This is a genomic window from Micromonospora sp. H61 (genome assembly GCF_018070325.1).
Classification (GTDB): Bacteria; Actinomycetota; Actinomycetes; order Mycobacteriales; family Micromonosporaceae; genus Micromonospora; species Micromonospora salmantinae.
Genome location: NZ_JAGPXY010000021.1, coordinates 66,952 through 90,713, shown reverse-complemented (window position 1 = coordinate 90,713; position 23,762 = coordinate 66,952). Strand labels below are relative to the sequence as shown.

Below are 23,762 nucleotides of genomic sequence, written 5' to 3'. Positions count from 1 at the left end.
CTCAGGCGGCCCAGTGGCCGCGGCTGCGGTAGACGTCGCGCAGCACGCCGACGTGATCGGTCATGATGCCATCCACGCCACGATCCAGTAACTCGTGCATCTGGGCGGGTTCGTCGATCGTCCAGACGTGCACCTGCAGGCCGATGCGGTGGCAGTAGTCGAGGAACCGGCGGTCCACCACCGGCACCCGCCCGTAGCGCGGCGGCACCTGCGCGGCGACCACCGACGGCGGCAGCCGCAGTGGCCGCCCGTGCAGGGAGGCCAGCCGCAGCCGGGCGACGCCGCGCATGCCGAGGCTGGTGGCGACCCGGCCGTCGGTGAGCGCGCGCAGCCGGGTCAGCCGGGCGTCGCTGAACGAGGCGAGCAGCACCCGGTCGCCGGCGCCGGCCCGGGTCACTGTCGCGACCGTCGGTTCGACGCCGCCGTCGGCCTTCACGTCGATGTTGAAGCGGACCTGCGGCCACGCCCCCAACACCTCGTCGAGCCGGGGTACGACGGCAGCGCCGCCGACGCGTACCGAGGCGAGGTCGGCCCAGCTCATCTCGGCGATGCGCCCCGCCTCACCGGTGACCCGGAGCAGCGTCGGGTCGTGGAAGATCACCGCCACGCCGTCCGCTGTGGCGTGCACGTCGGTCTCCACGTACCGGTAGCCCAGCCCGACGGCCCGGGCGAACGCCTCGATGGTGTTCTCGTCGCCCTCGGCGGCGCCGCCACGGTGGGCGAACGCCAGCGGCGCGGGCGCGTCGAGGTAGCCGAATCGGGTCAACACGCGACGCAGTATGCCTGCGGTTGGTGGCCGGCGGGTGGCCGGCGGGGAGATTCCCTTGATCACCGGCTGCCCCCGTGCGGTGGCCTGCCGGCGTGAAGGGGTGCACAGGCCACAGGCCGTCCCCTTTGCTCTGCACCCCGATTCGCACCGGTCGCAGACCGTAGCCGTCGCACCCGCGGGTGCAGAGCAAAGGACAACCCGGCCATCACTCGCCCCAGCCGCCCCTCAGACACAGCAGCAGGGACGGTGAGTGATCACACTGGAAGCAGCGGACCGCACGCGCCGTGGTGGCTCAGTTCGACCGGCGGCGGTGGGTGCGACTGGGGTCGCTCGGGCGGCCGGGGTCGACGTGGCGCGGCACGTCCGGCTCGTCGGGGCGCAGCGGGGCGAGGGTGTCGGTGAGCGCGTCGATGATCCGGTCGGTGGCCCGGCGGGCCGCGCCGGGGTTGGCCGCCGCCGTTTCGCCCAGGTCGACGGGGGTGCCGAAGTGCACCCGGATCACCGGTCGACGCCACAGCGAGCGGGCGATGCCACGCAGCATTCCGCGCGGCGCCTGGTAGGGCAGTACCTCGTGCGAGCCCCACTGGGCGACCGGGACGACCGGGGCGCCGCAGGCCAGGGCGAGGCGGGCGGCGCCGGTCTTGCCGCGTTCGGGCCACAGGCCGGGGTCCAGGCCGATGCGTCCCTCCGGGTAGATGAGGATCACCGAGCCGCGCGCGACGGCAGTGGCGGCGTCGTCGAGGGCCCGGTGCACGGCGCTGGTGCCCCGGTCGACGCGGATGTGCCCGGCGTGGCGCATGGCGGCGCCGAACATGGGGACGCGAAACAGCCCGGCGGTCGCCATGATGCGCGGGGCGACGCCACGGGTCCGGCAGGCGGCGGCCATGACCACCGGGTCGAACGGGCTGATGTGGTTGGCGGCCAGCACCAGCGGGCCGCGACGCAGGTACGCCGGGACGTCGCCGGTGACCTCGAGGCGGGCGAGCAGGCCGACCAGGCCCCGGGCCAGCAGCAGGGCTGCGCGCCAGATCAGCGGCGGCCGCCAGGTGGTGTGTGCGGTGTTCATCAGCGCGCCATCGTCGCACGCGGCGGCGGGGCCGCGAGGGCGGGTCGGGTGATCAGGGTCATTGGTCCCGGGAGGGTGCGGGCCGTCCAACCTTCTACGACGAGCAGTAGTATTTACTACGTCTCGTAGTACGGATGGCTGGGGGTTTTCAGGTGGACGCGTTGGACGTTGCCCGCTGGCAGTTCGGTGTCACCACCGTCTACCACTTTCTCTTCGTGCCGCTGACCATCGGCCTCTCCGTGCTGGTAGCCATCCTGCAGACCATGTGGCACCGCACCGGCAACGAGCGCTACCTCAAGCTCACCAAGTTCTACGGCAAGCTGTTCCTGATCAACTTCGCCATGGGCGTGGTCACCGGCATCGTGCAGGAGTTCCAGTTCGGCATGAACTGGAGCGACTACTCCCGCTTCGTCGGGGACGTCTTCGGCGCACCCCTGGCCATCGAGGCGCTCGTCGCGTTCTTCCTCGAATCCACCTTCATCGGCCTGTGGATCTTCGGCTGGGACCGACTGCCCAAGCGGGCGCACCTGGCCAGCATCTGGGCCGCCGCGATCGGCACCAACCTCAGCGCGTACTTCATCCTCGCGGCGAACTCGTTCATGCAGAACCCGGTCGGCTACCGGATCAACCCCGACAGCGGGCGCGCCGAGTTGACCGACTTCCCGGCCGTGCTGACCAACAAGGTCGCCCTGATCACCTTCCCGCACACCCTGGCCGGCTCGTTCCTGGTCGCCGGGTCGCTGATCGTCGCGGTCGGCCTGTGGCACGTCATCCGCAACCGCGACTCCGCCGACGCCGGCGCGTACCGCTTCGCCACCAAGTTCGGCTCCTGGGTGGTCCTGGTCGCCTCCGCGGCCGTGCTGTTCACCGGCGACATCCAGGGCAAGATCATGACGGACGTGCAGCCGATGAAGATGGCCGCCGCCGAGGGCCTCTACACCACCGAGAGCCCCGCCTCGTTCTCCGTGCTCACCATCGGCAGCCTGGACGGCAGCCGCGAGGTGTTCGCCATCAAGATCCCGTACCTGCTGTCCTACCTGGGCACCGGCGACCCGAACGGCACCGTGCACGGCATCAACGACCTCCAGGCCCAGTACGCCACCCAGTACGGCGCGGGCAGCTACACCCCGATCATCCCGGTCACCTACTGGAGCTTCCGCTTCATGATCGCCTTCGGGATGGCGGCCGGCGCGATCGCCCTGCTGGTGCTCTGGAGTCAGCGCAAGGGCCGCACCCCGAGCAGCAAGTGGCTGCTGCGCGCCGGGCTGGCCATGCCGGTGCTGCCGTTGCTGGCCAACTCCTTCGGCTGGATCTTCACCGAGATGGGCCGTCAGCCGTGGATCGTCTTCGGCGAGATGCTCACCCGCAACGGGGTGTCCCGCAGCGTCTCGCTGGCCGAGGTGCTCACCTCGTTCACCGCCTTCACGCTGATCTACGCCACCCTCGCCGTGATCGAGGTCAAGCTGCTGCTGCGCTACGCCAAGGCCGGCGTGCCGGACGTCAGCGAGCAACCCCCCACCGACGACACCGACGACGCCGAGCGCCCGCTCGCCTTCGCCTACTGATCCCGGAGCCCATCGTGGAACTGACCACCATCTGGTTTCTCCTCGTCGCCGTGCTGTTCACCGGGTACTTCATCCTGGAGGGCTTCGACTTCGGCGTCGGCATGCTGCTGCCCGTGCTCGGCCGCGACGACCGGGAGCGCCGCGTCCTGATCAACACCATCGGCCCGGTCTGGGACGGCAACGAGGTGTGGCTGATCACCGCCGGTGGCGCCATGTTCGCCGCGTTCCCCGAGTGGTACGCCACCCTCTTCTCCGGCTTCTACCTGCCGCTGCTGCTGATCCTGCTGGCCCTGATCGCCCGGGGGGTCGCCTTCGAGTATCGGCACAAGCGCCCCGAGGCGTCCTGGAAGCGCCGGTGGGACGCGGCGATCGTGGTCGGCTCGCTGCTGCCGGCGATCCTGTGGGGCGTCGCCTTCGCCAACATCCTGCGCGGCGTGCCACTGGACGCCGACCACGAGTACGTCGGCGGCCTGCTGAACCTGCTCAACCCGTACGCCCTGCTGGGCGGCGCGACCACCCTCGCGCTGTTCCTCACCCACGGCGCGGTGTTCCTCGCCCTGAAGACCACCGGCGACATCCGCGAGCGCGCGGGCGCGCTCGCCGTGCGCCTGGGTGTGGGCGCCGCCGTGCTCGCGGTCGGGTTCCTGACCTGGACGTTGAGCATCCGCTCCAGCGCGGCCGCCGTCGTGCTCGCCGTCGGCGCGGCCCTCGCCCTGCTCGGCGCTCTGGCCGCCGCCCGGGTACGCCGGGAGGGATGGGCGTTCACCGGCACCGCCGTGGCGATCGGTCTGGCCGTGGCGACCCTGTTCGCGGCGCTGTTCCCGAACGTGCTGCCCTCCACCCTGGACGCGGCCGGCACGCTGACGGCCACCAACGCCGCGTCCACCCCGTACACCCTGAAGATCATGACCTGGGTGGCGGTGATCTTCACTCCGGTGGTGCTCGCCTACCAGGGCTGGACCTACTGGGTGTTCCGCAAGCGCATCGGCGTAGCCAACATCCCGCAGCACTGACCAACGCGGTGTCGCACCCGACACCCCGCCGATCTTGCAGTTTTGGTCGCCGTGATGCGTGGAATGCCCCGTATGCCGCGACAGAAACTGCAAGATCGCGTGGCGGGTTGATCATGGTGCGGTAAATCGGCTGTTGGTGCGGAGCGGCCTCGCTACGGTGTGCCGATGCCCGCCACTGTGCACGTACGCGAACTCACCGCCGACGACCTCGACGCCGCCTGGGAGTTGGGCCGGTTCGCGTTCGGCTCCGACCCGCAGCGGCCCGCGCAGACCACCGCCACGCCCGCCGGCCTGACCCGGTACGGCGCGTTCGACGACGCCGGTCGGCTCGTGGGCAAGGCAGTCGACCTGCACCACGACCAGTGGTGGTCGGGCCGGGCGGTGTCGGCCGCCGACGTGGCCGGGGTGGCGGTCGCTCCCGAGGCCCGTGGTCGGGGCGTGGCTCGGGCCCTGCTCACCGCCCTGCTGCAGGGCGCGCGCGAGCGTGGGGCGGCGGTCAGCGCGCTCTACCCGACCGTCGCCGCCCCGTACCGGGCCTGCGGGTGGGAGGCCGCCGGTGTGCTGCGTACCGTCGATCTGGCCACCGCCGCGTTGCCCCGGCACCGGCCCTGCCCGGATCTGGTGGTGCGGGCCGGCACGGTGGCCGACCTGCCCGCCGTCACCGACCTGTACGAGCGGGTCACCCGGCACCGCAACGGCATGCTGACCCGCCGGGGTGAGCTGTACGACTTCTTCGCCGCCGACCGCGGTCTGCCCGGCGACGGTCTCACCCTCGTCGAGCGCGACGGCGACCTGGTCGGCTACGCCACCTGGCAGCGGGGCCGGGGCTACGGCGCCGACTCCGTGCTCACCGTCGACGAGGCCCTGGCCGTCACCCCCGAGGCCGCCCGGGAGATCGTCGGGGTGCTCGGCAGTTGGGCAAGCGTCGCGCCCACAGTGCGGCTGTGCCCCCTCGACGGCGACGCCGTCAGCCCTCACCTGCCGTTGGAGTCGGCCCGCGACCACGAGCGGGACCTGTGGATGCACCGACCGGTCGACGTCGTCCGCGCGGTGAGCGCGCGGGGGTGGCCCGTCCACGCCCGGGGCGTCGTCGACTTCGGCCTCACCGACGCGCTCGCCGAGTGGAACACCGGTACCTGGCGGTTGACCGTCGCCGACGGCGCGGCCGAGCTGACCCGGGTCGACGGCGAGGCCGACCTGCGGTTGGACGTGCGCGGTTTCGCCCTGCTCTACGCCGGGGCGGCGCAGGCGCGCTCGGTCGCGCAGGCCGGCCTGTTGCATGGTGCCGGTGACGCCGACCCGGCCGCCCTGGACCTGCTGGGCGTCGGCGGCCCGGCGCAGCTACTCGACTACTTCTGACCGGCCGGACCCGGCACGTGGGCCGCTGACAGGTTGGCCGGGTCCGGCCCGGCGCGCGGGGCAGGACCGGACCCGCGCACCGTCGCGCTCTTGCCCGTCAGGTCGGGGTCGCGGCCAGTTCGGCATTGGCGCGCTGGGTGACCAGGGACAGCGCGCGGGCGGCGGCGCTCGCCTCGTTGGCGGGGATGTCCGCGTAGAGGCGCGCGCTGATGTTCGCGACGGCGTCGGCGATGCGGGCCTGCACGGCGTGACCAGCGTCGGTGAGCCGTAGCCGTGGGGCGTCGGCGTCGTGGTCGGCCTGGGCGAGGTTCGCGTCGACGAGGGTGGTGAGCACCCGTTGCACTTCCTGCTCGTCGACCTTGAGGGTGCTGGTGATCCGGTGCGTGAAGTGAGCGCGTTCGGTCGGGCCGTTGGCGAGGACATTGAGGGCGAGCAACTGGTTGAACTCGACGCCGAGGGCAGCGGTGGCCCGTTCGAGCAGGGCCCGGGTGGCGTAGTGGGCCTGGCCGATGACCTGGCCGTTGAGGGTGGGGATGGTGGACATGACGCCTCCTTCGACACGTTGGCAGAACCAACGTTGGTCTCACCAACGTAACATCCGATCGTGGGTCGCGCCAACGATCCCTGGTAGACTGCGCCACATGGACAACGCGGCCCCGCAGTCACCCGCCGGGCTCAGCACCACCCCGAGCTGGCTGCTCAACCAGACCGCCGGTCACGCCGCCCGCCTGCTCAGCGAGGGCCTCGCCGCGCACGACCTGCGCGGCTACCACTACCGCCTGCTCGCCACCCTGGCCGAGGACGGGCCTGCGAGCCAGGCCGACCTCGGCCGGCGCTGCGGCATCGACCGCAGCGACGTGGTGGCCGCCATCAACGACCTGGCCGGCCGAGGGCTCGTGGTGCGTGCCCCCGACCCGGCCGATCGCCGCCGCAACGTCATCAGCGCCACCGACGCCGGCGCCGACGAGGCCCGCCGGATGGGCGCGACCCTCGAGCGCGTCCAAGCCGACCTGCTGGCCCCGCTGTCCGCCACCGAGCGCGAGCAGCTGACGCGACTGCTCACCCGACTGCTGCGCCACCACAGCCGGAACTGACCCGCCTCAGCGAGCCTCGCGCAGCTCCGCCAGCCGCGCCTCGATCTCGGCCAGCTCGGCGCGCAGCTTCTCGGCCTGCTGTTCCGCCTCGGCCCGCTCGGTGCCGAGGATCTGCTCCACCGCCTCCTGCACCCCCGGCACGTCGACCAGGGCCACCATCTTCAACGCCTCCGCCGGCTTCACCACGTACGGCTTCGCCAGGGCCTTGCTGCCCTGCTGCGCGGCGACGGTCCACTCACCGTCGGCGTACGCCAAGGTCACGGTGAGGCCCGCGGGGCCCTTCGGCTTGACGGCCTTGACCGCCCGCCGCGCCGGCGGCTTCTCCGTCTGCTCCACCTTCGGCTCCTCCTGTCGCTGCGCGGGCACCCGCGGCGTGTCCAAAACGAACTCCGGCGCGGCCACCGCTGGCGGCTCGGGCTCGGGCTCCGGCTTCGGCTCCACCACCCGACGGGTGACGCCCTTGGGCGCCACGGCCAGGTCGGCGGGGGAGAACGGCAACTCGTCGCGACCGAAGCGCACCACCACGAACTCGTCGGACACCTCCGGGTCGGTCAGCTCGATCACCTGACCGACCTGACCGGCGATCTGCCCCGCCGACGCGGTGAACACCACCCGTGGTTTACGCCCGGCCGCCAACGACTCCCGGATGCTCTGCACCTCGCTAGTGGACAAACCCTGGCCGGCATCCATCACAACCCTCTTCCGTACACCTGTTTGATTGCTGTCTTGATAGCAGCCGACTGCGACACCCGCCGCACCGGGCTCACACCTCGCTCAGCCGCCCAGCGCCCGCAGCGCCCGGTCCGCGTGCTCGTTCATGCTGACCTCGCTGTGGATCACCTCGATGACCCGCTGGTCAGCGCCGATGACGAACGTCATGCGCTTCATGCTCAACGGCCCCAACGGCACCCGCCGCTTGACGCCGAACTGCTGCGCCACCGCGCCGTCGGCGTCCGACAACAGCGGATAGTCGAAGCCGTGCAGCTTCGAGAACTCGGCCTGCTTCGCCACCGGGTCGCGGCTGATGCCCACCCGCGTCGCGCCCAACGCCGTGAACTCCGCCGCGAGGTCGCGGAAGTGGCAGCTCTCCGCCGTGCACCCCCGGGTCATCGCCGCCGGGTAGAAGAACAGCACCACCGGCCCGGCCGCCAACAACTCCGACAGCCGCCGCGGCGTGCCCGTCTCATCCGGCAGCTCGAAATCCTGCACCACGTCGCCGACACCCACACCCGCCACCGCACACCTCCATCGTCTGATCGACAGCGCGGTGAGCGTAAGCGATCACGCCCAGAGCGCCGCCACCTCGTCGGCCTGGGTCCGCCCGGCCCGCGTCGCGGCGCACCGGGCCGGGTCCAGCGCATTGCGGCCGATCGCCGTGCGCGCCGCCGCGTCCGGCGTCAGCACCACCACCCGCGACCCGGCCGCCCGCAAGGCGCCCACCTGCGCCGACAGCCGTGGCATCGGCCCGAACGCCGTCGACGTCGGCGCGAGCACCAGCACCCTGCGCGCGTGCGCCGCCAGGTCCGCGTTCACAGTCGAGCACATCCGATCGTCGACGAAGCGGCGCGCGCCGATCGTCACCGGGTCCTCTGGACGACCGACCCGCGCCGGTCACGGTAGCGTCGGCACGACCATCGCGCAGCCGTCAGACTCCCCGGGAGGCAACAGTGGCACCCGTCACCGTCATCACCGGCGGCGGCCGGGGCATCGGCGCGGCCACCGCCCGCCGGCTCGCCGCCGCCGGTCACCACGTCGCCCTGTGCTACCGCCGCGACGAGGCCGCCGCCACCGCCGTCCTGGCCGACGTGCGGGCCGCCGGCGCACAGGCCGTCGCGGTACGCGCCGACACCACCGACCCCGAGCAGGTGCACGCCCTGTTCGACGCGGCCGCGCAGCTCGGCCCGCTCACCGGCCTGGTCAACAACGCCGGCGTCACCAGCCTGATCGGGCCGTTCACCGAGCTGCGCGTCGAGGATCTGCGCCGGGTCGTCGACGTCAACCTCGTCGGCTACGTCCTCTGCGCCCAACAGGCCGCCCGGCGGCTCACCGACGGCGGGGCGATCGTCAACGTCTCCTCGGCGGCCGCGACCCTCGGCAGCCCGGGGGAGTACGTGCACTACGCCGCCGTGAAGGCCGCCACCGACACCCTCACCGTCGGCCTGGCCAAGGAACTCGCCCCGAAGGGCATCCGGGTCAACGCCGTGGCCCCCGGCATCGTGCGCACCGACATCCACGCCGACTCCGGGGTGCCCGACCGTGCCGACTCCGCCGTCGGTCGCATCCCCCTGGGCCGTGCCGGCGAACCCGACGAGATCGCCGCCGCCATCGCCTGGCTGCTCGGCCCGGACGCCTCGTACGCCACCGGGACCGTGCTGCGCGTCTCCGGCGGCCTCTGACCACGCGTCCACCCGGCCGAAGACCGCCGGGCGTTCACGCGGTCGGAGACCGCCGGATCCGGCTCAGTGGGTGAACAGCTTCGCCGCGGTGACGGCGGTCTGGGCGACTCCGTAGCCGAGCAGCGCCGCCACCACCAACCAGGAGATCCACAACCGGGCCTGCTGCCCGGGTCGGCTGTCCGCACTCATCGCGTACCACTCCTCTGCGCCGTCGTGTCCTCGTCCACGTCCCGATCCGCGTTCTCATCCGCGCCCTGTTGCGCGTTCTGCTCCGTCGACGGTTCGTGGTAGCGCTGCGGCACCGGCCGCACCAGCAGGTTCGCCACGAAGCCCACGGCCAGCACAGCCACCATCGTGAACAGCGCCGGCCGGTACGCCGCGGCCGTCAGTGAGCCCGGCTCGCCCTGCGCGTCGAGGAACCCGTTGACGATCAGCGGACCGGCGATCCCCGCCGCCGACCACGCGGTCAGCAGCCGACCGTGGATCGCGCCGACCTGGAAGGTGCCGAACAGGTCCCGCAGGTACGCCGGCACTGTCGCGAAGCCACCGCCGTAGAACGACAGGATCACGCAGGCCAACAGCACGAACAGGGCCGTCGAGGTCTGCCCGACGAGCGCCAGCAGCGCGTAGAGCACCATGCCGACGCCCAGGTACACCAGGTAGATCGGTTTGCGGCCGATGACGTCCGAAGTGGACGACCACACGAACCGGCCGGCCATGTTGAACAGCGACAGCAGACCCACGAACCCGCCGGCCGCCGCGACGGTCACCGCCGAGGTGCCGTTGTCGCGGAAGAAGTCCTGGATCATCGGGCTGGCCTGCTCGAGGATGCCGATGCCGGCGGTCACGTTGCAGAACAGCACCACCCACAGCAGCCAGAACGAGCGGGTCTTCACCGCGTTCGCCGCCGACACGTTCGCCGTGGTGACCAGCGGCTTCGCCGCCACGCTCGCCGGGTCGAAGCCGGCCGGCCGCCAGTCCGGCGCCGGCACCCGCACGTTCGCCACCCCGAACATCATGATCACGAAGTAGCCCAGGCCGAGGGTCACGAACAGCCACACCAGGGCGCTGCCCGACGCCGTCGACCCCGCGTTGGCCGGGTCGTAGCCGGGGTCGTAGAACGACAACAGTTGCCGCGACAGGGGAGAGGCGACCATCGCCCCACCACCGAAGCCCATGATCGCCAACCCGGTGGCCAGCCCCGGCCGGTCCGGGAACCACTTGATCAGCGTGGAGACGGGGGAGATGTAGCCGATGCCCAGCCCGATGCCGCCGAGCAGCCCGTAGCCCAGATACAGCAGCCACAGCTGCTTCGTGGCGATGCCCAGCGAGCCCACCAGGAAACCCGCCGCCCAGAAACAGGCCGAGACGAACATGGCCTTACGCGGCCCGTTCGCCTCCACCCAGGTCCCGGCGACCGCGGCGGACAACCCGAGCATCACGATCGCGATGCTGAAGATCACCCCGATCGCCGTCTGGCTGGTGTCGAAGTGGGCGATCAGGGAGTTCTTGTAGACGCTGGTCGCGTAGACCTGACCGATGCAGAGGTGGATGGCCAACGCCGCCGGGGGGATGAGCCACCGGCTGTAGCCGGGCGGCGCGACGGTGTGCCGACGATCGAGTGCGGAAAGCATGCGCTGCTTCCTCTCCGACGAGGACGAGAAACGTCGCACCCAACGTGCCCGCAGCACTCGTAAGCGGCAAACCTCACCGTCGCCGGACGGTCGTCTCGCTGAGCTGAGCGGTCAGTCAGCGTCCGCGCGGCACGCTCCGTCAGGGAGCCGCCGGCGGCTCAGGCCGCGGCTACCGCAGGTCCGGAAGGTGCCAGCCGCCGGCCAGCGCCTCGGCGTCCGCCGGACCCCAGCTGCTCTTCTCGTACGACTGCACCGCCGTCGGCAGATCCAGGATCGGCTCGACGATGCGCCACTCCTGCTCGATCGTCTCGGCACGCGCGAAGCGCAGGTGCTGCCCGTCCATCGCGTCGTCGAGCAGCCGCTCGTACGCCTCCTGCCGGCGACCGAGGGCCGAGCCGAAGTCGACGGACAGATCCACCGGACGGCTCGCCACCTCGGCACCCGGGCTCTTCGCCTGGATCGACATGGTGATGCCGTCGCCACGCCCCAGGCGGAACCGCAGCAGGTTCGCGGCCCTCGCCGTGCCCCGCTCGGCGGGGATCAGCGAGCGCTGCGGCTGCTTGAACTCGACCACCACCTCCGTCGCCGTCCCCGGCAGCGACTTGCCGGTGCGCAGGTAGAACGGCACGCCCGCCCAGCGGGGGGAGTCGACAGTCAACCTGGTCGCCACGAACGTCTCCGTGTTCGAGTCCGCCGCCACGCCCGGCTCGTCGCGGTAGCCGGCATACTGCCCCCGGACGGTGGACTCCGGCGACAGCGGTGCGATCTGCCGCAGCACCGCGGCCTCCGCCTCCCGGAACGCCGTGGTGTCATCGCTGGCCGGCGCCTCCATCGCGATGAGCGCCACGACCTGAAGGATGTGGTTCTGCAGCACGTCCCGGGTCGCGCCCACCGTGTCGTAGAACCCGGCCCGGCCCTGGGTGCCGAAACCCTCGGCGAGGGTCACCTGGATGTTGTCGATGTGCTCGTTGTTCCACAGCGGCTCGAACAGCCGGTTGGCGAACCGGAAGGCGTAGAGACCCTCGACGGCTTCCTTACCGAGGTAGTGGTCGATGCGGAACACCCGCTCCGGCGCGAAGGCCGCGCCCAGGGTGCGATCCAGCTCGCGGGAGGACTCCAGGTCACGCCCGAACGGCTTCTCCACGATCACCCGACCCCGGTCGGCCAGGCCCACGGCCGCCAGGCCCTCGACGACGGAGCCGAACACCGCCGGAGGGATCGCCAGGTAGAACACCGGCCGCTCGGCGTCGCGCAGCCGCTCAGCCAGCCGCTGGTACGTCGTCGGGTCCGCGTAGTTGCCGGAGATCATCGAGAGGTTGTCCGCCAGCCGATCGAAGGTCTCGTCGTCGATCTCGTCATCGGCCTCGGTGACCGACTTGCGGGCCATGGTGACCAACTGCTGATCATCCCAGGCGGAGCGGGCCACGCCGATCACCGGAACGTCGAGGCGGTCGCGCCGGGTCAACTCGTACAGCGCCGGAAACAGCTTCTTCGAGACGAGGTCTCCCGTGACGCCGAACAGCACTACCGCGTCTGAGCGCACGTGCATCGCACTTCCCATTCGATCATCCGAACCTGATCTTCCGAACGGACAACGGCACGACCCACTCCAGGAATTCCCCAGCGTGCGGCGTACGTGAGGTCGGCGACAACACTGTGTCGACGAACCCCTATGTTAAGGAAGGTTTACAGTACAGGTGAAACGCCGGTAGCCTGCGACTCTAATCGACGAAGGTCGATCATCACGAGGCCTGGAGGTACCGTGCGTCGCCGACACACCACCACACGGCTGCTGGCCATAGCCGCACTCGCGCTACCAGTCATCCTGCCCGCAACGCCCGCCGCCGCCGCGGCACCCACCGCACCAACCCGACACCTCAGCGACGTCATCCCCGCACCCGTCGAAACCCACCCCGACGCGCACAACACCTTCCGGATCACCCCCCTGACCGTCATCCGCACCACCCCAGGCTCAGCCGCCGCCCGGCGCATCGGTCACCAACTCGCCACCACACTGCGCCCCGCCACCGGCCACCCCCTGCCCGTCCTGCCCGTACGCTCCACCCCGCTACCCGAGATCGCCCTGCTCATCGGCGGCGCCGACGACCGCATCGGCCAACAGGGCTACCAACTCGACGTCACCCGCCGCAGCGTCACAATCCGCGCCAACACCCCCGCCGGGCTGTTCGCCGGCACCCAGACCCTGCGCCAACTGCTCCCCGCCGACATCGAGGCACCCGACCGGCAGCGGACCACCTGGACAGTCCCCGGCGGACGAATCATCGACTACCCACGCTTCGCCTACCGCGGCGCGATGCTCGACCTCGCACGCCACTTCCACACCGTCGACGACATCACCGCCTACGTGGACCTGCTCAGCCAGTACAAAATCAACTACCTGCACCTGCACCTCACCGACGACCAGGGCTGGCGCATCCAGATCGACTCCTGGCCACGCCTCACCACCGTCGGCGGCGGACCCGGCACCGGAGTCGACGGCGTCGGCCCCGGATACCTCACCAAGGCCGACTACAAGGCCGTCGTCGCCTACGCCGCCGCACGACACATCACGATCATCCCCGAGATCGACATGCCCGGGCACACCAACGCCGCCCAGTCGACGTACCCCGAACTCAACTGCGACGGCGTCGCACCGGCCCCGCGCACCGACATCGCGGTCGGCTACAGCTCCCTCTGCATCAACGACGAACTCACCTACCGCTTCGTCGAGGACGTCATCCGCGAACTCGCCGCCATCACCCCCGGACCATTCCTGCACATCGGCGGCGACGAAGCCCACGCCACCACCGACGAGGACTACCGCACCTTCATGAACCGCGTCCTGCCCCTGGTCGCGAAGTACGGCAAGCGCGCCTCCGGATGGAACGAGATCACCCAGGCCGACCTGTCCACCGACGTCGTCGCCCAGTTCTGGGGCACCGGCACCACCAACGCCAGCCTCGCCGCGGCCGCCGCCCGCGGCAACAAGATCATCATGTCGCCGGCGAACAAGGCATACCTGGACATGAAGTACGACGCCAACACCCGCCTCGGCCTGCGCTGGGCCGGCCTGATCGAGGTGTCCGACGCCTACGGCTGGGACCCGGCCACCCGGGTCACCGGCGTCGGCGAGAACGCCATCCTCGGCGTCGAGGCCCCACTGTGGTCCGAGACGCTGCGCACCCTGGACGACATCGAATACATGGCCTTCCCCCGCCTACCCGCGATCGCCGAACTCGGCTGGTCCACCACCGCCAGCCACGACTGGGAATCGTTCCGAACCCGACTGGGGAAGCAGGCACCCCGCTGGCGACTGCAACAGGTCGACTTCTACCCGTCCCCACAGGTGCCCTGGATCTGAGCCCTACCCCCGGCGCACGACGTTCGTGGGCACCGGCCGACCCGGCCGGTGCCCACAACGGTCAGCGACCGCAGGCGGTGTCCAACGCCTTCAGCGGCGGGTCGAGATCCGGCGCCTCGATCTCGGCGGCCTTCGGACCGGCCAGGTGCTTCTCCACCCCGGCAGCCAGGGTCTCCAACGCGGTCCGCACCTGCGGATCGGCAGCGCTCGGCGCCGCCGCCTTGAGGTCCTGCAACAGCGCGGTGTAGTGGCCGCGAACCTTCACGCCCGCCTCCTTCGCGCTGACCGGCTTGTCGATGGCGGCGATCGCGTCGTCGGCCATCGCGATGTAGTGCTTCTTGACAAAATTGAGACTGGCGTCGCAGACCTGCTTGCTGTTCGCCGCCACGTCGACGGTCGGGCTGGGCGCCACTGTCGGCGACGGCGCGGCGGCCCCCGCGCTCTCCTTCTCGGCAGGCTGGCAGCCCACAACGAGGCCAACGGTCGCGACCAGGCCAACCACGATACGGACAGGCTTACTCGTCAAGGTGTTCCCCCGTGATGATGTGCGACCCCGCCGTTCGCGGCGAACGGCGGCGGCCAGAGCGCACCACTGTAGACAGCCCACGCCGATGTCGCACACCGCTTTCACGTCCGGCAACCCGCCCCGACCTCACCGGGCATGAGATGTTGGAGCACACAGCCATCCCCAGCGAGGACGCCTCCATGAACCTGGCGTACGACCAGTCAGCGGACACCGGACCAGCCGTGGTGTGCCTACCCATGTTCAGCATGAGCCGCGCCGCCACAGCCGCCGCCCTCAGCCCCGCCCTCGCGGACGCCGGCCTACGAGAGATCTACCTGGACCTACCCGGCCACGGAGACAACCCCGCGAACTGCCCACCCACCTCCCAGTCGATGCTGGACACCGTCTGCGCCTGGCTCGACCACCACGTCGACGCACCGGTCCTGCTCGCCGGCGGCTCCTACGGCGCGTACCTGGCCGCCGGCATCGCCCGCCAACGACCCGACCTCGTCGCCGGCCTGCTCCTGCTCTGTCCCGGTGTCACCATCGCCCGCCCCAGCCGGGACCTGCCCGACCAACCACCACTCGACGCACCCACAGGCTGGCTCGACACCGCTCCCACCGAACTGCACGCACACCTCGACGCCGCCCTGGGCCACCGCACCCCAACCGTCGTCGCGACGGTGCTCGCGGCACTGACCTCCGGCGGCCCCGGCGACCCGACCTTCCAACAGCAGTTGCAGAGCGGCCCCGGCTACGCGCTACCCGACGAAAACACCGAGGTCGTCTTCGACGGCCCGGTCAGCGTGATCACCGGCCGACAGGACCGGATCGTCGGGTACGCCGACCAGTTCCGCGCCATGCGCCGCTACCCGCGCGGCACCTACACCGTGATCGACGCGGCCGGACACTACCTGCCGTACGAACAACCCACCCTGCTGCGATCGCTCACCCAGGACTGGCTACGCCGTACGCGAGGCTGACAGCCCGAACTGGGGGAGCGAGCCTTGTCCAAGCGCATTCACAACTATTAATGTTCGCGGCGGCGCCAATCAATACGGGGTGCCGTACTGACCACCGGCATGACCCTCGTGCACGACTCCGGCGGCCCGTGGGACATTCACTGGCACGTCGAGATCGCTGACAACGGCGGTTACTCCACCCAGAACTACGACGAGTACGACGGCTACTACTGGCCGGGCCACACCCAGCCCGGCCAGCACCTTCGCGATCGCGCCCACTGGCACCGGCACTGGCACCATGGTGAACGGCAGCAGGGGACAGCCCGTACCGACGAGGAGGCCGGGATGAAACGCGACCCGTCGCCCGGCCCGGACGAACGCTTCGTACAACAGACCGAACGCGTCCGCCGGGAACTGCTGGACAGCGCGACACCGGTCGTTGCGCTCACCGGCCCCGACCGCCCGGCCGCCGAATGCTTCGCCGGCACCGAAACCGTCAACGGCACGATCACCGTCGTCCGGATCGTGCACGGCGACTCCACCGCCGGACCGTGGGCGAGCGTCGACACCGCCCGCTGGGCCGATCTCCCGGTCAACGCCGGCCCGTTACGCACGCACCTCGAACACGACATGCGACTCGCCGGAGACCGATTCTCCGACGTCGAATGGACCGAGAACGACACGACTGTCCTGGTCGACGAGCAGCCAGTTCCCGGCCGCACGGTACGAGCCGGCAACCGGTGGTGGGCGACCCGCTGCGAACGCGACGGTGTCGAGATCACCGTGACGGCCCGCGACTGGCACCCCGCCACCGTCCACCTACGCTCGGTCACGGACCTCACGCCACTGCTCGACGCACTGGGCACCCGACCCGCGGCGGAGACACCGCCCACGGAACCGGTCACCCTGCCGCCCGGCCTGGCCCGGGAACCACACCGGGCGCTCATCGACGCCGCCCTGCGTACCCGTCGGGATCACAACGCCTGGATGGCCGACGGGGGAGCACCACCGCAGCTGCCCCCGTACTGGTCAACGCTCTGGCAGGCCGCCGTACGCCGACAGAGGCAACTCACCGATCAGGACAAACCCGACGCCGAGCGTGCGGTGAGCGACATCGTCGCCCACGTCACCAGCCTCGCCGACGACACCACCTGGTTCGATGATCACCCGACGCTGCGTGACCGCGCCCTCAACGAGATCCTGCTGTACGGCACCGGGCTGGGCGAAGGTGTGTCCAGCCACCCGGCTCAACGCGCCTGGCGCGAACGGCAACACCTCATGCCCCGACAGGGTGCCCCCATCAGCGAGCGGGAGGTTGTCGACCGGCGCTGGCGCGACGCCTGGGCCCGGTGGGCCGACACCGCCGTCGAAGAGTTCTGACGGCTGTCCCCTTCACCCGCGACCCGAATACTGATTCGATAATGCACATTATGTAAAGTAGCGGGTTCTGGGGGTCCCCTCGCCGTCGCCCGACAGGGGTCAGTCGCGCGTCAGGCCGGGCGGACACGCATCCTCGTCCGGCCCGACGAGGCGCGCGTTGACCAGCGGGTTGCGTCGCAGGGCCGCGAGTACCGCACCGCTGGCGCCGATGTCGGTCCAGGTGTCGTCCCACAGGGCGGAGACGAGCCAGGAGCGATCCGCCGGAAAGAACAGGTCGGGCAGCGCCCCGTCGCCGCGCATGTGACCGGTCCGCCAGCTGAGGGCCTGTTCCGGCCCGGCCTCGACCAGCACGTACGACCAGTCCCAGTAGAGGGACACCCTCGGGACGTGCGGAAAGACCACGTCGTGGGTGCCGGTGTCGAGGAAGCCCAGCCACCAGGGCTGATCCGGCGTGCACGCCGCCAACTCGTCGACCACCGCGCGTTCATGGGCGTTGACACCGACCCCTGCGGGCGGGTGGAAGGTGCCGTACACCTCGAACACGGGCGGGATCGCCGTGGTGACCGACAGACCCTGCGTGGTCCGCCCGGCGAGCCAACCGACGTCGCCGGCCGTGCCGATCCGCCAGGTCCGCCCGTCCCTGCTGACGTCCATGGGCTCCGTCCGGGTGGTGGGGCCTTGCCGGTCGCTGTCGACGGCGGCGGGCGACGCATGGGGAGCCCACCCGGCTCGGCCAGCGGCTCGCCACTGGTGCCCCTCGGAGCAGACCAGATCTGTCGGACCGTCGAGGTCCCGGTACACGATGGGCGTGCCCGGTCGACCACAGGTGGGACAGGTGGTGGCGGGCGACGTCATGCCGCGCACGATACGTGCTTCTCGATCGGCTCCGGCCGTACTCGTGGCGGTCCGGGCTGAGGCCCTCTCCCCCTCGCTCACCGCTTCCCGGATACGCGAAAATGCTGCATAATATCCCTTATGCATGACAAACAGGACGAATCGCTCGCCGTGCTGATCGAGGAGTTCCTGACCGCGCGGGCCACCCGCAAGCCCTCCCCGCACACCCTGGCCGCGTACCGCAGGGATCTGCGCACGGTCGCGGCTCTGGTCGCGGACGATGCCACCTCTCCCCTACCGCTGGACGCGCTGTCGATCACCGACCTCTCCCCCAGGGTGATGCGCGCGGCCTTCGCCCGGTTCGCCGCCCCCCGGGCGCCCGCGTCGGTGCACCGGGCCTGGTCCACCTGGAACACCTTCTTCACGTTCCTCGTCGCTGACGGGTTCGTGGCGGGCAACCCGATGCCGGCGGTCGGGCGGCCCCGGGCGCTACTCCCCCAGCCGAAGCCGCTGCGCGGCGCGGACACCCCCGAGGTGCTGCTCGCGTCCGCCGCGCGCGACGACGGTCGGCAACGCGACCCGTGGCCGGAGCGGGACGTGGCGGTGTTGGCGGTGGCGCTCTGCGCCGGGCTGCGCCTGTCGGAGCTGCTGGCGTTGCGCGTCGACTCGCTCGGCGGTCGGTCGGGTGAGCGGCGGGTCGAGGTGGCGGGCAAGGGTGGGCGGCCTCGGGTGGTGCCGATCGAGGCGGATCTGGACCGGGTGTTGCGGGACTACCTGGACAGTCGGGTGCGGCGCTTCGGTTCGCGGTCGGTACGCCCCGACTCGCCGTTTCTGGTGGACCGGCGTGGTGAGCCGTTGCGCCGTGGTGGCCTGCAGTATCTCGTCGAGTCGTGTTACCGGCGGGCCGGCATCGGTGACCGGGTGCCGCGTGGTGCGCGGCTGCACGCGCTGCGGCACACCTTCGCGACCCGGTTGGCGGAGGACGGTGCGAGCGCGGCGGAGATCATGCGGTTGTTGGGGCACGCGTCGTTGGCGTCGTCGCAGACGTACATCGAGGTGACGGCCGGGCAGCAGCGTGACGCGGTTCGCGCCAACCGGACCAACCGCGCGCTGGCGGGTCTGGTGCGGCCGGGGTGAGCGTGGTCAGTGTGCGCGGTGGCCGGTGCCGTCGGCGGTGACGGGCAGTGGGCCGAGGACGGCGTTGATGATGTGGATGCGGGCGTTGGTGGCCTGGTAGTCGGCGCAGACGGTGTCGGCGCGGTCGCCGAGGCGGGCGGTGGGCCCGGTGCGGGTGACGGTGACGGTGACGCCGTCGATGGTGGTGGCGGTGCCGGCGGTGGTGAGGTCGGCGATCGGGTGGCTTCCGGTGATGAGGTGGGCTTTCAGCAGGGTGCGGAGCTGGTCGGTGTGGTGGGTCATGAGGTCGTCCCAGTTGTCCTCGGAGAACGTGGCGGCGAAGGCGTCGTCGGAGGGCGCCAGGACGGTGACGCCGTCGCCGGAGGGCAGGTCGGTGAGGACGCCGCTGGTGCGCAGGGCCGCTTCTAACGTGGTGAGGGTGGGGATCCAGCGCAGCGCCTGGTCGACGGGTTGCCCGGCGAGGAAGCTCGGGTTGCCGGGGTCGGTGCCGGTGGGCAGGGCGGCGCAGAGTGGCCCGGTGGGCTGGGGTGCGGTGCTCGCGGGCGCGGCGTTCGTGCGGGGAGCTGCGGGGTTGCCGGTGCAGGCGGCGAGCAGCAGGGTCGGCAGGAGCAGGCCGAGTGCCCGTCGGACGCGCCGAGCGCCGTGCCGTCCGCGGGATCGTCGGGGTTGTCGCTGTGGGGTGGCGGGGTGCGACACGGCGGCCTCCACGGGTGCGGGGGTTGCTGGTGAGGTGCCGGCGGCGCGGGGTTGGGCCCGCGCCGCCGGCGTGTTGGCTCGCTAGGTGTCGGTCACAGTGCCGCGCACTGGGTGGTGCGGGGGCCGTGGACGGTGTTGGCGATGCCGAGGTTGGTCGGGGTGGGATTGTTGCCGGTGCAGTTGAGTGGGCCGCGGATGGTGCTGCCGGCCAGCACTGGTGCGTCGGTGCCGGTGGTGTTGCCGGAGAGGTCGACGGGGCCGGCGATGGTGGCGTCGATGATGGAGATGGTGTCGGTGGTGGCGATGCGGACCGGGCCGTTGATGGTGCTGTCGGCGAGGAGGATGCCGGCGGCGCCGGTGGCGGTGAGTGGGCCGCTGATGGTCGTTGCGGTGGTGACGAGTGCCGCGCCGGCCCGGACGGTGACCGGGCCGTTGATGGTGGCGTCGTCGGCGCAGGTGAAGCCGGTGACGGTCAGGGGTCCGTTGCGGCGTCCGGTGACTGTGGGGTGGACGCGTTCGCCGTCGGTCAGTTTCTCCACGCCCTTGCCGTCGAGGAGCAGGGGGATGAGGCCGCGTTCGGGTTGGTTGAGGGGGACGTAGTGGTCGTCGCCGATGGTGATGACTTTCCAGCCGTGGGCGGCGATGCGCTGGGCGACTGTGGTGCCGATGCCGCCGGGTCCGTCGGTGCGGGCGCCGTTGTACTGCGCGTCGGTGAGTTTGTAGGCGCAGGGCGGGTTGTCGAGGATCAGGTCGGCGGTGGGCGCGTCGAGTGGTGGTGGGCTGTCGCCGGGGTGCGGTGCCGGGTGGGCGGGGATGGGGCGGGAGCCGCGGAAGACCAGCCGGCCGGTGTTGGCGGCTTGGGTTTCGATGGCTTCGCTGCGGGCCTTCAGGATGTCGGCGCGGTCGGCGCGGTGGTAGTCGAGGAACTGGTGGAAGGTCCACAGGGCGGAGTAGGTCTTGCGGCGTCGGTTGTTGGCGGTGTTGCCTTCGTCGGGGCGGGTCTGGCCGCCGGAGCTGCGTAGTTCCAGCAGGGAGTTGGTGACGTTCTTGAGTCCGAGGGTGTTGCGCAGGATGGTTTCCTCGCTGAGGCCGACGTTGCCGCCGCCGTCGCAGCCGTAGGGGCAGGCCCACCAGCCGGCTTCGGCGCCTTTGGCGTACATGTGGCCTTCGATCATGTCCTGGGACTGGTCGAAGATGGGTTGGGCGACGTTCTGGTGCCGTGGGGGCAGCATCGGCAGGTCGCCGGCGCGGGAGTTGCCGAACTCGTGGCCGTCGTAGCCGGCGACGGGTCGGTAGTCGCGGACCATTTTGATGTACGCGGTGGTCTCGGGTTGGCGGATCAGGGAGTAGTCGCGGTTGAGGTCCTGGCCGGTGGAGTTGCCGCGGGTGTTGTTGGCGCGGCCGTCTCCGTTGATGGTGGGGACGATCAGGACGGTGGTGTGGCTGAGCAGGTCGGTGATGCGGGGGTCGGTGCTGAAGGCGAGTTGGCGGGCCATGATGAGGCAGGCTTCGCGGTCGCCGGGTTCGTTGCCGTGCACGTTGCAGTTGATGGCCACGGGTGCGGTGGCGGCGACGGCTTGCGGGGTGGCCGCTGGGGTGGGGTGGCCGATGACGAGCATGTTGACGGGTCGGTTCTGGACGGTGCGGCCGAGTTCGACGACGCGTACGCGGTCGCTGAGGGCGTCGATGGCGGCGGTGTAGGCGTACTCGTCGGTGTCGTTCGTGTATTGCGCGGCGTGGGTGGTTTCCCAGCCGGTGCGCAGTTGCTCGCCGGGGGTGGTGGGGTTGCCCCAGGGTGCGGTGGTGGTGGCGGTGACCGGGTCGGAGTAGGGCTGTTCGGTGGTGCCGGTGCGGGCGCGTACGCGCCATTGGAAGGTGTCGCCGGGGTTGTAGCCGGCGTCGGCGAAGGTGGGCGCCTGTTGGTTGATCTGGCGGTTGGGTCGCCAGATGCCGACGATGGTGGGTGCGGCGGTGGGGGTGCCGTTGGCGTCGACGGGGGTGCGTTCGATCTGGTAGTCGGTGGCGCCGTCGACGGGCTGCCAGGCGAGGGTGGTGTATCCGTCGGCCTGGTGGGCGGTGAGGGCGGTGACCTGGTCGGGTGGTGCGGCGGTGGCGGGGGTGGGTGCTGCGGTGGTGAGGGTGATGGCGATGAGGGTGGACACGGCGATGAGGGTGGGTCGCTGGCGTCTCATGTGGCCTCCGACGAGTTGATCGTGGCGCGTGTCGACCAGCATGGTTGTCGAAGTTCGTCGATGCAATGATCTTGAGGGAATCTTGCGACTTGGCGGTCTGCTCCCCCGCCGTTGTCAGGCGTCGATGGTGGTGGGTTCGCCCGGTGGGAGCCAGTGGACGCTGTCGCGCACCGGAGGCGGTGCGGCGGTGAACACCCGCTCGATGGCCTCGCGGGGTTCCTGGAAGTGGTGCCAGCCCTCGTAGTGCACCGGGATCACGGTGTGGGGCCGAAGCTCGGCGCACAGTTTCGCGGCTCGCCGGGCCGTCATCGAGTAGCGCAACGGCCCGGTGTTGGGGAATCGCACCCCACCTAGGTGCAGCAGCACCGTGCCGACCCCGATGCGGGTGGCGACTCGGCGTACCCGGCGGGTCAGAACGGTGTCGCCGGTGACCCAGAGCGCGCCGTGTTGTTGCCCGGCCCAGCGCAGGGCGAAGCCGATGACGGTGCCGACGATCGGGCCGCTCAGCGGCGGGCCGTGCCGGCACGGCGTGGCGGTCACCTCGATCGTGGGTCGTCGGGGGTGCGTGAGGCGGGTGCTCTGCCCGGCGCGCAGGCCCCGGGTGTGGGGGCCGAGCCGGCGTGCCCCGGGCACGGTGGTGAGGACTGCGCCCGCACCGCTGAGGAGTGCTCGACCGTTGTCGTCGAGGTTGTCGCCGTGGTGGTCGTGGCTGAGCAGGACCGCGTGGACCGGCCCGAGGTCGGCGGCGGGGATCGCCGGGCCGGTGAGCTTGCGCGAGGAGGTGCCCCAGCCGAAGGTGTAGCGCCGCCCGGGTGGGTCGAACGTGGGGTCGGTGAGCAGCCGCCACCCGCCGACCTCGATCAGCGTGGTGGGGCCGCCGATATGGGTGATCCGCACCTGGTGTGCGGTGCTCACCGAGCGTGCCGCAGGGCCCAGTCGAGGGCGGCGTCGGCGATGCGCTGCCAGCCCTGCTGCGCGGGCAGCAGGTGCGCGTACCCCTCGAAGAGCTCGACCTCGGTGATGGTGTCGCCCCGGTAGAGCGCGGCGTTCGCGCGCTGCACGCTGGGCGGCATGATGTGGTCTTCCGAGCCGGAGATGAACAGCAGCGGCGCGCGCTGGTCGTTGTGGTAGTCGACGGCGATGTCCTGGGGGCCGGGCAGCAGATTGGCCAGGACGCTGTCCCAGAGAATGCCGCCGGCGGCGGGGATGGCGTAGCGCTCGTACAGGGCGCGGGCGGTCTGCTCGTCGAAGGTGTTGGTGAACGCGTAGTTCCACTGCTCGAAGGTGAACCCGACGGCGCGGTGCCGGTTGGCGGGGTTGCGCAGCACCGGGAAGGTGGAGCGCAGTTGCGAGAAGGGGATGTTGCGGACCCCTTCGGTGGGTGCCGAGTTGAGCACGACGGCGCTGGCGCCGTACCCCCGGTCGAGCAGCACCTGGGTGAACGCCCCGCCGGCGGAGTGGCCCATCAGGATCGGCGGCGTGGGCAGCGCGGCGACCACCTCGGACAGGTGCGCGATGACCTGCGGCGCGGTCAGTGTCTCCAGCGGGCTGGGGTCGGCGTTGATCGCCTCGACCTCGCCTTCCAGACCGGGGTAGGTGGGGGTGAGCACCCGCAAGCCCTTGTCCTGGTAGTGGGTGACCCAGTTTTCCCAGCTGCGGGGGGTCACCCAGAATCCGTGGATGAGCACGATCGTGTCCGGCGTGTCGCTCATGGTCAGCTCCGTGATCGTCGGGGGTGGCGATGGCGCAACGGCGGTGGTGTCGGTGAGCCCACCCTAGACATTGGTGAGCCGCGATGT

At 70.9% G+C, this 23,762-nt stretch carries 24 protein-coding genes; 9 read left to right on the top strand and 15 right to left on the bottom strand.

The features are described from left to right. Window position 1: 1 nt before the first annotated feature. Window positions 2–769 carry a glycerophosphodiester phosphodiesterase gene (locus KBX08_RS13695; RefSeq protein ID WP_210783864.1) on the bottom strand — a complete coding sequence of 256 codons (768 nt, stop codon included), beginning with the start codon at window positions 767–769 and terminating at the stop codon, window positions 2–4. A 292-nt stretch (window positions 770–1,061) separates the two neighbouring features. Beyond that, the gene (locus KBX08_RS13690; RefSeq protein WP_210783863.1) at window positions 1,062–1,835 is read right to left on the bottom strand and encodes a 1-acyl-sn-glycerol-3-phosphate acyltransferase; all 774 of its coding nucleotides are present in this window, start codon (window positions 1,833–1,835) and stop codon (window positions 1,062–1,064) included. Window positions 1,836–1,987: 152 nt separating this feature from the next. Here KBX08_RS13690 and KBX08_RS13685 point away from each other — a divergent pair, with 152 nt between their 5' ends. The 3 genes from KBX08_RS13685 (at window position 1,988) to eis (ending at window position 5,772) form a co-directional block, all read left to right on the top strand. Further along, window positions 1,988–3,400, top strand: a complete 1,413-nt coding sequence (locus tag KBX08_RS13685; RefSeq protein ID WP_210783878.1) for a cytochrome ubiquinol oxidase subunit I — start codon at window positions 1,988–1,990, stop codon at window positions 3,398–3,400. 14 nt (window positions 3,401–3,414) lie between these two features. Next, entirely contained in the window at window positions 3,415–4,413 is a 999-nt protein-coding gene (gene cydB, locus KBX08_RS13680) for a cytochrome d ubiquinol oxidase subunit II (RefSeq protein WP_210783862.1), read from the top strand. A 165-nt stretch (window positions 4,414–4,578) separates the two neighbouring features. Continuing rightward, a complete protein-coding gene (gene eis, locus KBX08_RS13675; RefSeq protein ID WP_210783861.1) occupies window positions 4,579–5,772 on the top strand; it encodes an enhanced intracellular survival protein Eis in 1,194 nt (397 codons plus the stop codon). 97 nt (window positions 5,773–5,869) lie between these two features. On the opposite strand, the gene KBX08_RS13670 is transcribed toward eis, so the two are convergent. Further along, window positions 5,870–6,316: a hypothetical protein gene (locus KBX08_RS13670; protein ID WP_210783860.1), complete on the bottom strand. Its 447-nt coding sequence runs from the start codon at window positions 6,314–6,316 to the stop codon at window positions 5,870–5,872. Between the two features lie 97 nt (window positions 6,317–6,413). Between KBX08_RS13670 and KBX08_RS13665 the strand changes: the two genes are divergently transcribed. Further along, window positions 6,414–6,866, top strand: a complete 453-nt coding sequence (locus tag KBX08_RS13665; RefSeq protein WP_210783859.1) for a MarR family winged helix-turn-helix transcriptional regulator — start codon at window positions 6,414–6,416, stop codon at window positions 6,864–6,866. 6 nt (window positions 6,867–6,872) lie between these two features. On the opposite strand, the gene KBX08_RS13660 is transcribed toward KBX08_RS13665, so the two are convergent. The 3 genes from KBX08_RS13660 to KBX08_RS13650 all read right to left on the bottom strand — a co-directional run bounded on the left by KBX08_RS13660 (window position 6,873) and on the right by KBX08_RS13650 (window position 8,447). After that, window positions 6,873–7,556 (bottom strand): hypothetical protein, encoded by a 684-nt coding sequence (locus KBX08_RS13660; RefSeq protein ID WP_210783858.1) that lies wholly within the window; start codon window positions 7,554–7,556, stop codon window positions 6,873–6,875. 84 nt (window positions 7,557–7,640) lie between these two features. Next, window positions 7,641–8,102 (bottom strand): peroxiredoxin, encoded by a 462-nt coding sequence (locus tag KBX08_RS13655; protein WP_307850541.1) that lies wholly within the window; start codon window positions 8,100–8,102, stop codon window positions 7,641–7,643. A 45-nt stretch (window positions 8,103–8,147) separates the two neighbouring features. Next, a complete protein-coding gene (locus KBX08_RS13650) occupies window positions 8,148–8,447 on the bottom strand; it encodes a hypothetical protein (protein WP_247669342.1) in 300 nt (99 codons plus the stop codon). An 86-nt stretch (window positions 8,448–8,533) separates the two neighbouring features. Here KBX08_RS13650 and KBX08_RS13645 point away from each other — a divergent pair, with 86 nt between their 5' ends. After that, entirely contained in the window at window positions 8,534–9,262 is a 729-nt protein-coding gene (locus KBX08_RS13645) for an SDR family oxidoreductase (protein WP_210783857.1), read from the top strand. A gap of 63 nt (window positions 9,263–9,325) precedes the next feature. Here KBX08_RS13645 and KBX08_RS34445 read toward each other — a convergent pair whose 3' ends face one another. The 3 genes from KBX08_RS34445 to zwf form a co-directional block, all read right to left on the bottom strand. Continuing rightward, window positions 9,326–9,451 (bottom strand): hypothetical protein, encoded by a 126-nt coding sequence (locus tag KBX08_RS34445; RefSeq protein ID WP_282102825.1) that lies wholly within the window; start codon window positions 9,449–9,451, stop codon window positions 9,326–9,328. Next, window positions 9,448–10,896, bottom strand: a complete 1,449-nt coding sequence (locus KBX08_RS13640) for an OFA family MFS transporter (protein ID WP_210783856.1) — start codon at window positions 10,894–10,896, stop codon at window positions 9,448–9,450. Before KBX08_RS13640 ends, KBX08_RS34445 begins: the two co-directional genes overlap by 4 nt. Window positions 10,897–11,065: 169 nt before the next feature. Then, a complete protein-coding gene (gene zwf, locus KBX08_RS13635) occupies window positions 11,066–12,445 on the bottom strand; it encodes a glucose-6-phosphate dehydrogenase (protein WP_210783855.1) in 1,380 nt (459 codons plus the stop codon). A 213-nt stretch (window positions 12,446–12,658) separates the two neighbouring features. Between zwf and KBX08_RS13630 the strand changes: the two genes are divergently transcribed. Continuing rightward, complete coding sequence (locus tag KBX08_RS13630) at window positions 12,659–14,257, top strand: beta-N-acetylhexosaminidase (RefSeq protein WP_307850540.1); 1,599 nt, start codon at window positions 12,659–12,661, stop codon at window positions 14,255–14,257. A 61-nt stretch (window positions 14,258–14,318) separates the two neighbouring features. Here the strand turns inward: KBX08_RS13630 and KBX08_RS13625 are convergent, their stop codons facing one another. After that, window positions 14,319–14,759: a hypothetical protein gene (locus KBX08_RS13625; RefSeq protein ID WP_210783853.1), complete on the bottom strand. Its 441-nt coding sequence runs from the start codon at window positions 14,757–14,759 to the stop codon at window positions 14,319–14,321. A 164-nt stretch (window positions 14,760–14,923) separates the two neighbouring features. On the opposite strand from KBX08_RS13625, the gene KBX08_RS13620 reads away from it, so the two are divergent. Continuing rightward, window positions 14,924–15,745, top strand: a complete 822-nt coding sequence (locus tag KBX08_RS13620; RefSeq protein ID WP_247669341.1) for an alpha/beta fold hydrolase — start codon at window positions 14,924–14,926, stop codon at window positions 15,743–15,745. A gap of 99 nt (window positions 15,746–15,844) precedes the next feature. Continuing rightward, the gene (locus KBX08_RS13615) at window positions 15,845–17,104 is read left to right on the top strand and encodes a hypothetical protein (protein WP_210783852.1); all 1,260 of its coding nucleotides are present in this window, start codon (window positions 15,845–15,847) and stop codon (window positions 17,102–17,104) included. 99 nt (window positions 17,105–17,203) lie between these two features. Here KBX08_RS13615 and KBX08_RS13610 read toward each other — a convergent pair whose 3' ends face one another. Beyond that, window positions 17,204–17,758 (bottom strand): hypothetical protein, encoded by a 555-nt coding sequence (locus KBX08_RS13610; RefSeq protein ID WP_210783851.1) that lies wholly within the window; start codon window positions 17,756–17,758, stop codon window positions 17,204–17,206. A 321-nt stretch (window positions 17,759–18,079) separates the two neighbouring features. Between KBX08_RS13610 and KBX08_RS13605 the strand changes: the two genes are divergently transcribed. Further along, on the top strand, window positions 18,080–19,075 hold the full coding sequence (locus KBX08_RS13605) for a tyrosine-type recombinase/integrase (protein ID WP_210783850.1): 996 nt from the start codon (window positions 18,080–18,082) through the stop codon (window positions 19,073–19,075). Between the two features lie 6 nt (window positions 19,076–19,081). On the opposite strand, the gene KBX08_RS34700 is transcribed toward KBX08_RS13605, so the two are convergent. The 4 genes from KBX08_RS34700 to KBX08_RS13585 all read right to left on the bottom strand — a co-directional run bounded on the left by KBX08_RS34700 (window position 19,082) and on the right by KBX08_RS13585 (window position 23,675). Continuing rightward, window positions 19,082–19,771 carry a fasciclin domain-containing protein gene (locus tag KBX08_RS34700; RefSeq protein WP_210783849.1) on the bottom strand — a complete coding sequence of 230 codons (690 nt, stop codon included), beginning with the start codon at window positions 19,769–19,771 and terminating at the stop codon, window positions 19,082–19,084. A 92-nt stretch (window positions 19,772–19,863) separates the two neighbouring features. Continuing rightward, window positions 19,864–21,963, bottom strand: a complete 2,100-nt coding sequence (locus tag KBX08_RS13595) for a M14 family zinc carboxypeptidase (protein WP_210783848.1) — start codon at window positions 21,961–21,963, stop codon at window positions 19,864–19,866. Between the two features lie 114 nt (window positions 21,964–22,077). Next, window positions 22,078–22,878 carry an MBL fold metallo-hydrolase gene (locus tag KBX08_RS13590; protein ID WP_307850537.1) on the bottom strand — a complete coding sequence of 267 codons (801 nt, stop codon included), beginning with the start codon at window positions 22,876–22,878 and terminating at the stop codon, window positions 22,078–22,080. Beyond that, window positions 22,875–23,675 (bottom strand): alpha/beta hydrolase, encoded by an 801-nt coding sequence (locus KBX08_RS13585; RefSeq protein ID WP_210783847.1) that lies wholly within the window; start codon window positions 23,673–23,675, stop codon window positions 22,875–22,877. Before KBX08_RS13585 ends, KBX08_RS13590 begins: the two co-directional genes overlap by 4 nt. Window positions 23,676–23,762: the final 87 nt, after the last annotated feature.

What these genes read in the sequence shown, in the direction of transcription:
- KBX08_RS13690 (WP_210783863.1), bottom strand. Translation starts at nt 1,835, where the DNA reads ATGAACACCGCACACACCACCTGGCGGCCGCCGCTGATCTGGCGCGCA.
- eis (WP_210783861.1), top strand. Translation starts at nt 4,579, where the DNA reads ATGCCCGCCACTGTGCACGTACGCGAACTCACCGCCGACGACCTCGAC.
- KBX08_RS13670 (WP_210783860.1), bottom strand. Translation starts at nt 6,316, where the DNA reads ATGTCCACCATCCCCACCCTCAACGGCCAGGTCATCGGCCAGGCCCAC.
- KBX08_RS13665 (WP_210783859.1), top strand. Translation starts at nt 6,414, where the DNA reads ATGGACAACGCGGCCCCGCAGTCACCCGCCGGGCTCAGCACCACCCCG.
- KBX08_RS13660 (WP_210783858.1), bottom strand. Translation starts at nt 7,556, where the DNA reads ATGGATGCCGGCCAGGGTTTGTCCACTAGCGAGGTGCAGAGCATCCGG.
- KBX08_RS34445 (WP_282102825.1), bottom strand. Translation starts at nt 9,451, where the DNA reads ATGAGTGCGGACAGCCGACCCGGGCAGCAGGCCCGGTTGTGGATCTCC.
- KBX08_RS13640 (WP_210783856.1), bottom strand. Translation starts at nt 10,896, where the DNA reads ATGCTTTCCGCACTCGATCGTCGGCACACCGTCGCGCCGCCCGGCTAC.
- zwf (WP_210783855.1), bottom strand. Translation starts at nt 12,445, where the DNA reads ATGCACGTGCGCTCAGACGCGGTAGTGCTGTTCGGCGTCACGGGAGAC.
- KBX08_RS13620 (WP_247669341.1), top strand. Translation starts at nt 14,924, where the DNA reads ATGTTGGAGCACACAGCCATCCCCAGCGAGGACGCCTCCATGAACCTG.
- KBX08_RS13615 (WP_210783852.1), top strand. Translation starts at nt 15,845, where the DNA reads ATGACCCTCGTGCACGACTCCGGCGGCCCGTGGGACATTCACTGGCAC.
- KBX08_RS13610 (WP_210783851.1), bottom strand. Translation starts at nt 17,758, where the DNA reads ATGGACGTCAGCAGGGACGGGCGGACCTGGCGGATCGGCACGGCCGGC.
- KBX08_RS13605 (WP_210783850.1), top strand. Translation starts at nt 18,080, where the DNA reads ATGCATGACAAACAGGACGAATCGCTCGCCGTGCTGATCGAGGAGTTC.
- KBX08_RS13595 (WP_210783848.1), bottom strand. Translation starts at nt 21,963, where the DNA reads ATGAGACGCCAGCGACCCACCCTCATCGCCGTGTCCACCCTCATCGCC.
- KBX08_RS13585 (WP_210783847.1), bottom strand. Translation starts at nt 23,675, where the DNA reads ATGAGCGACACGCCGGACACGATCGTGCTCATCCACGGATTCTGGGTG.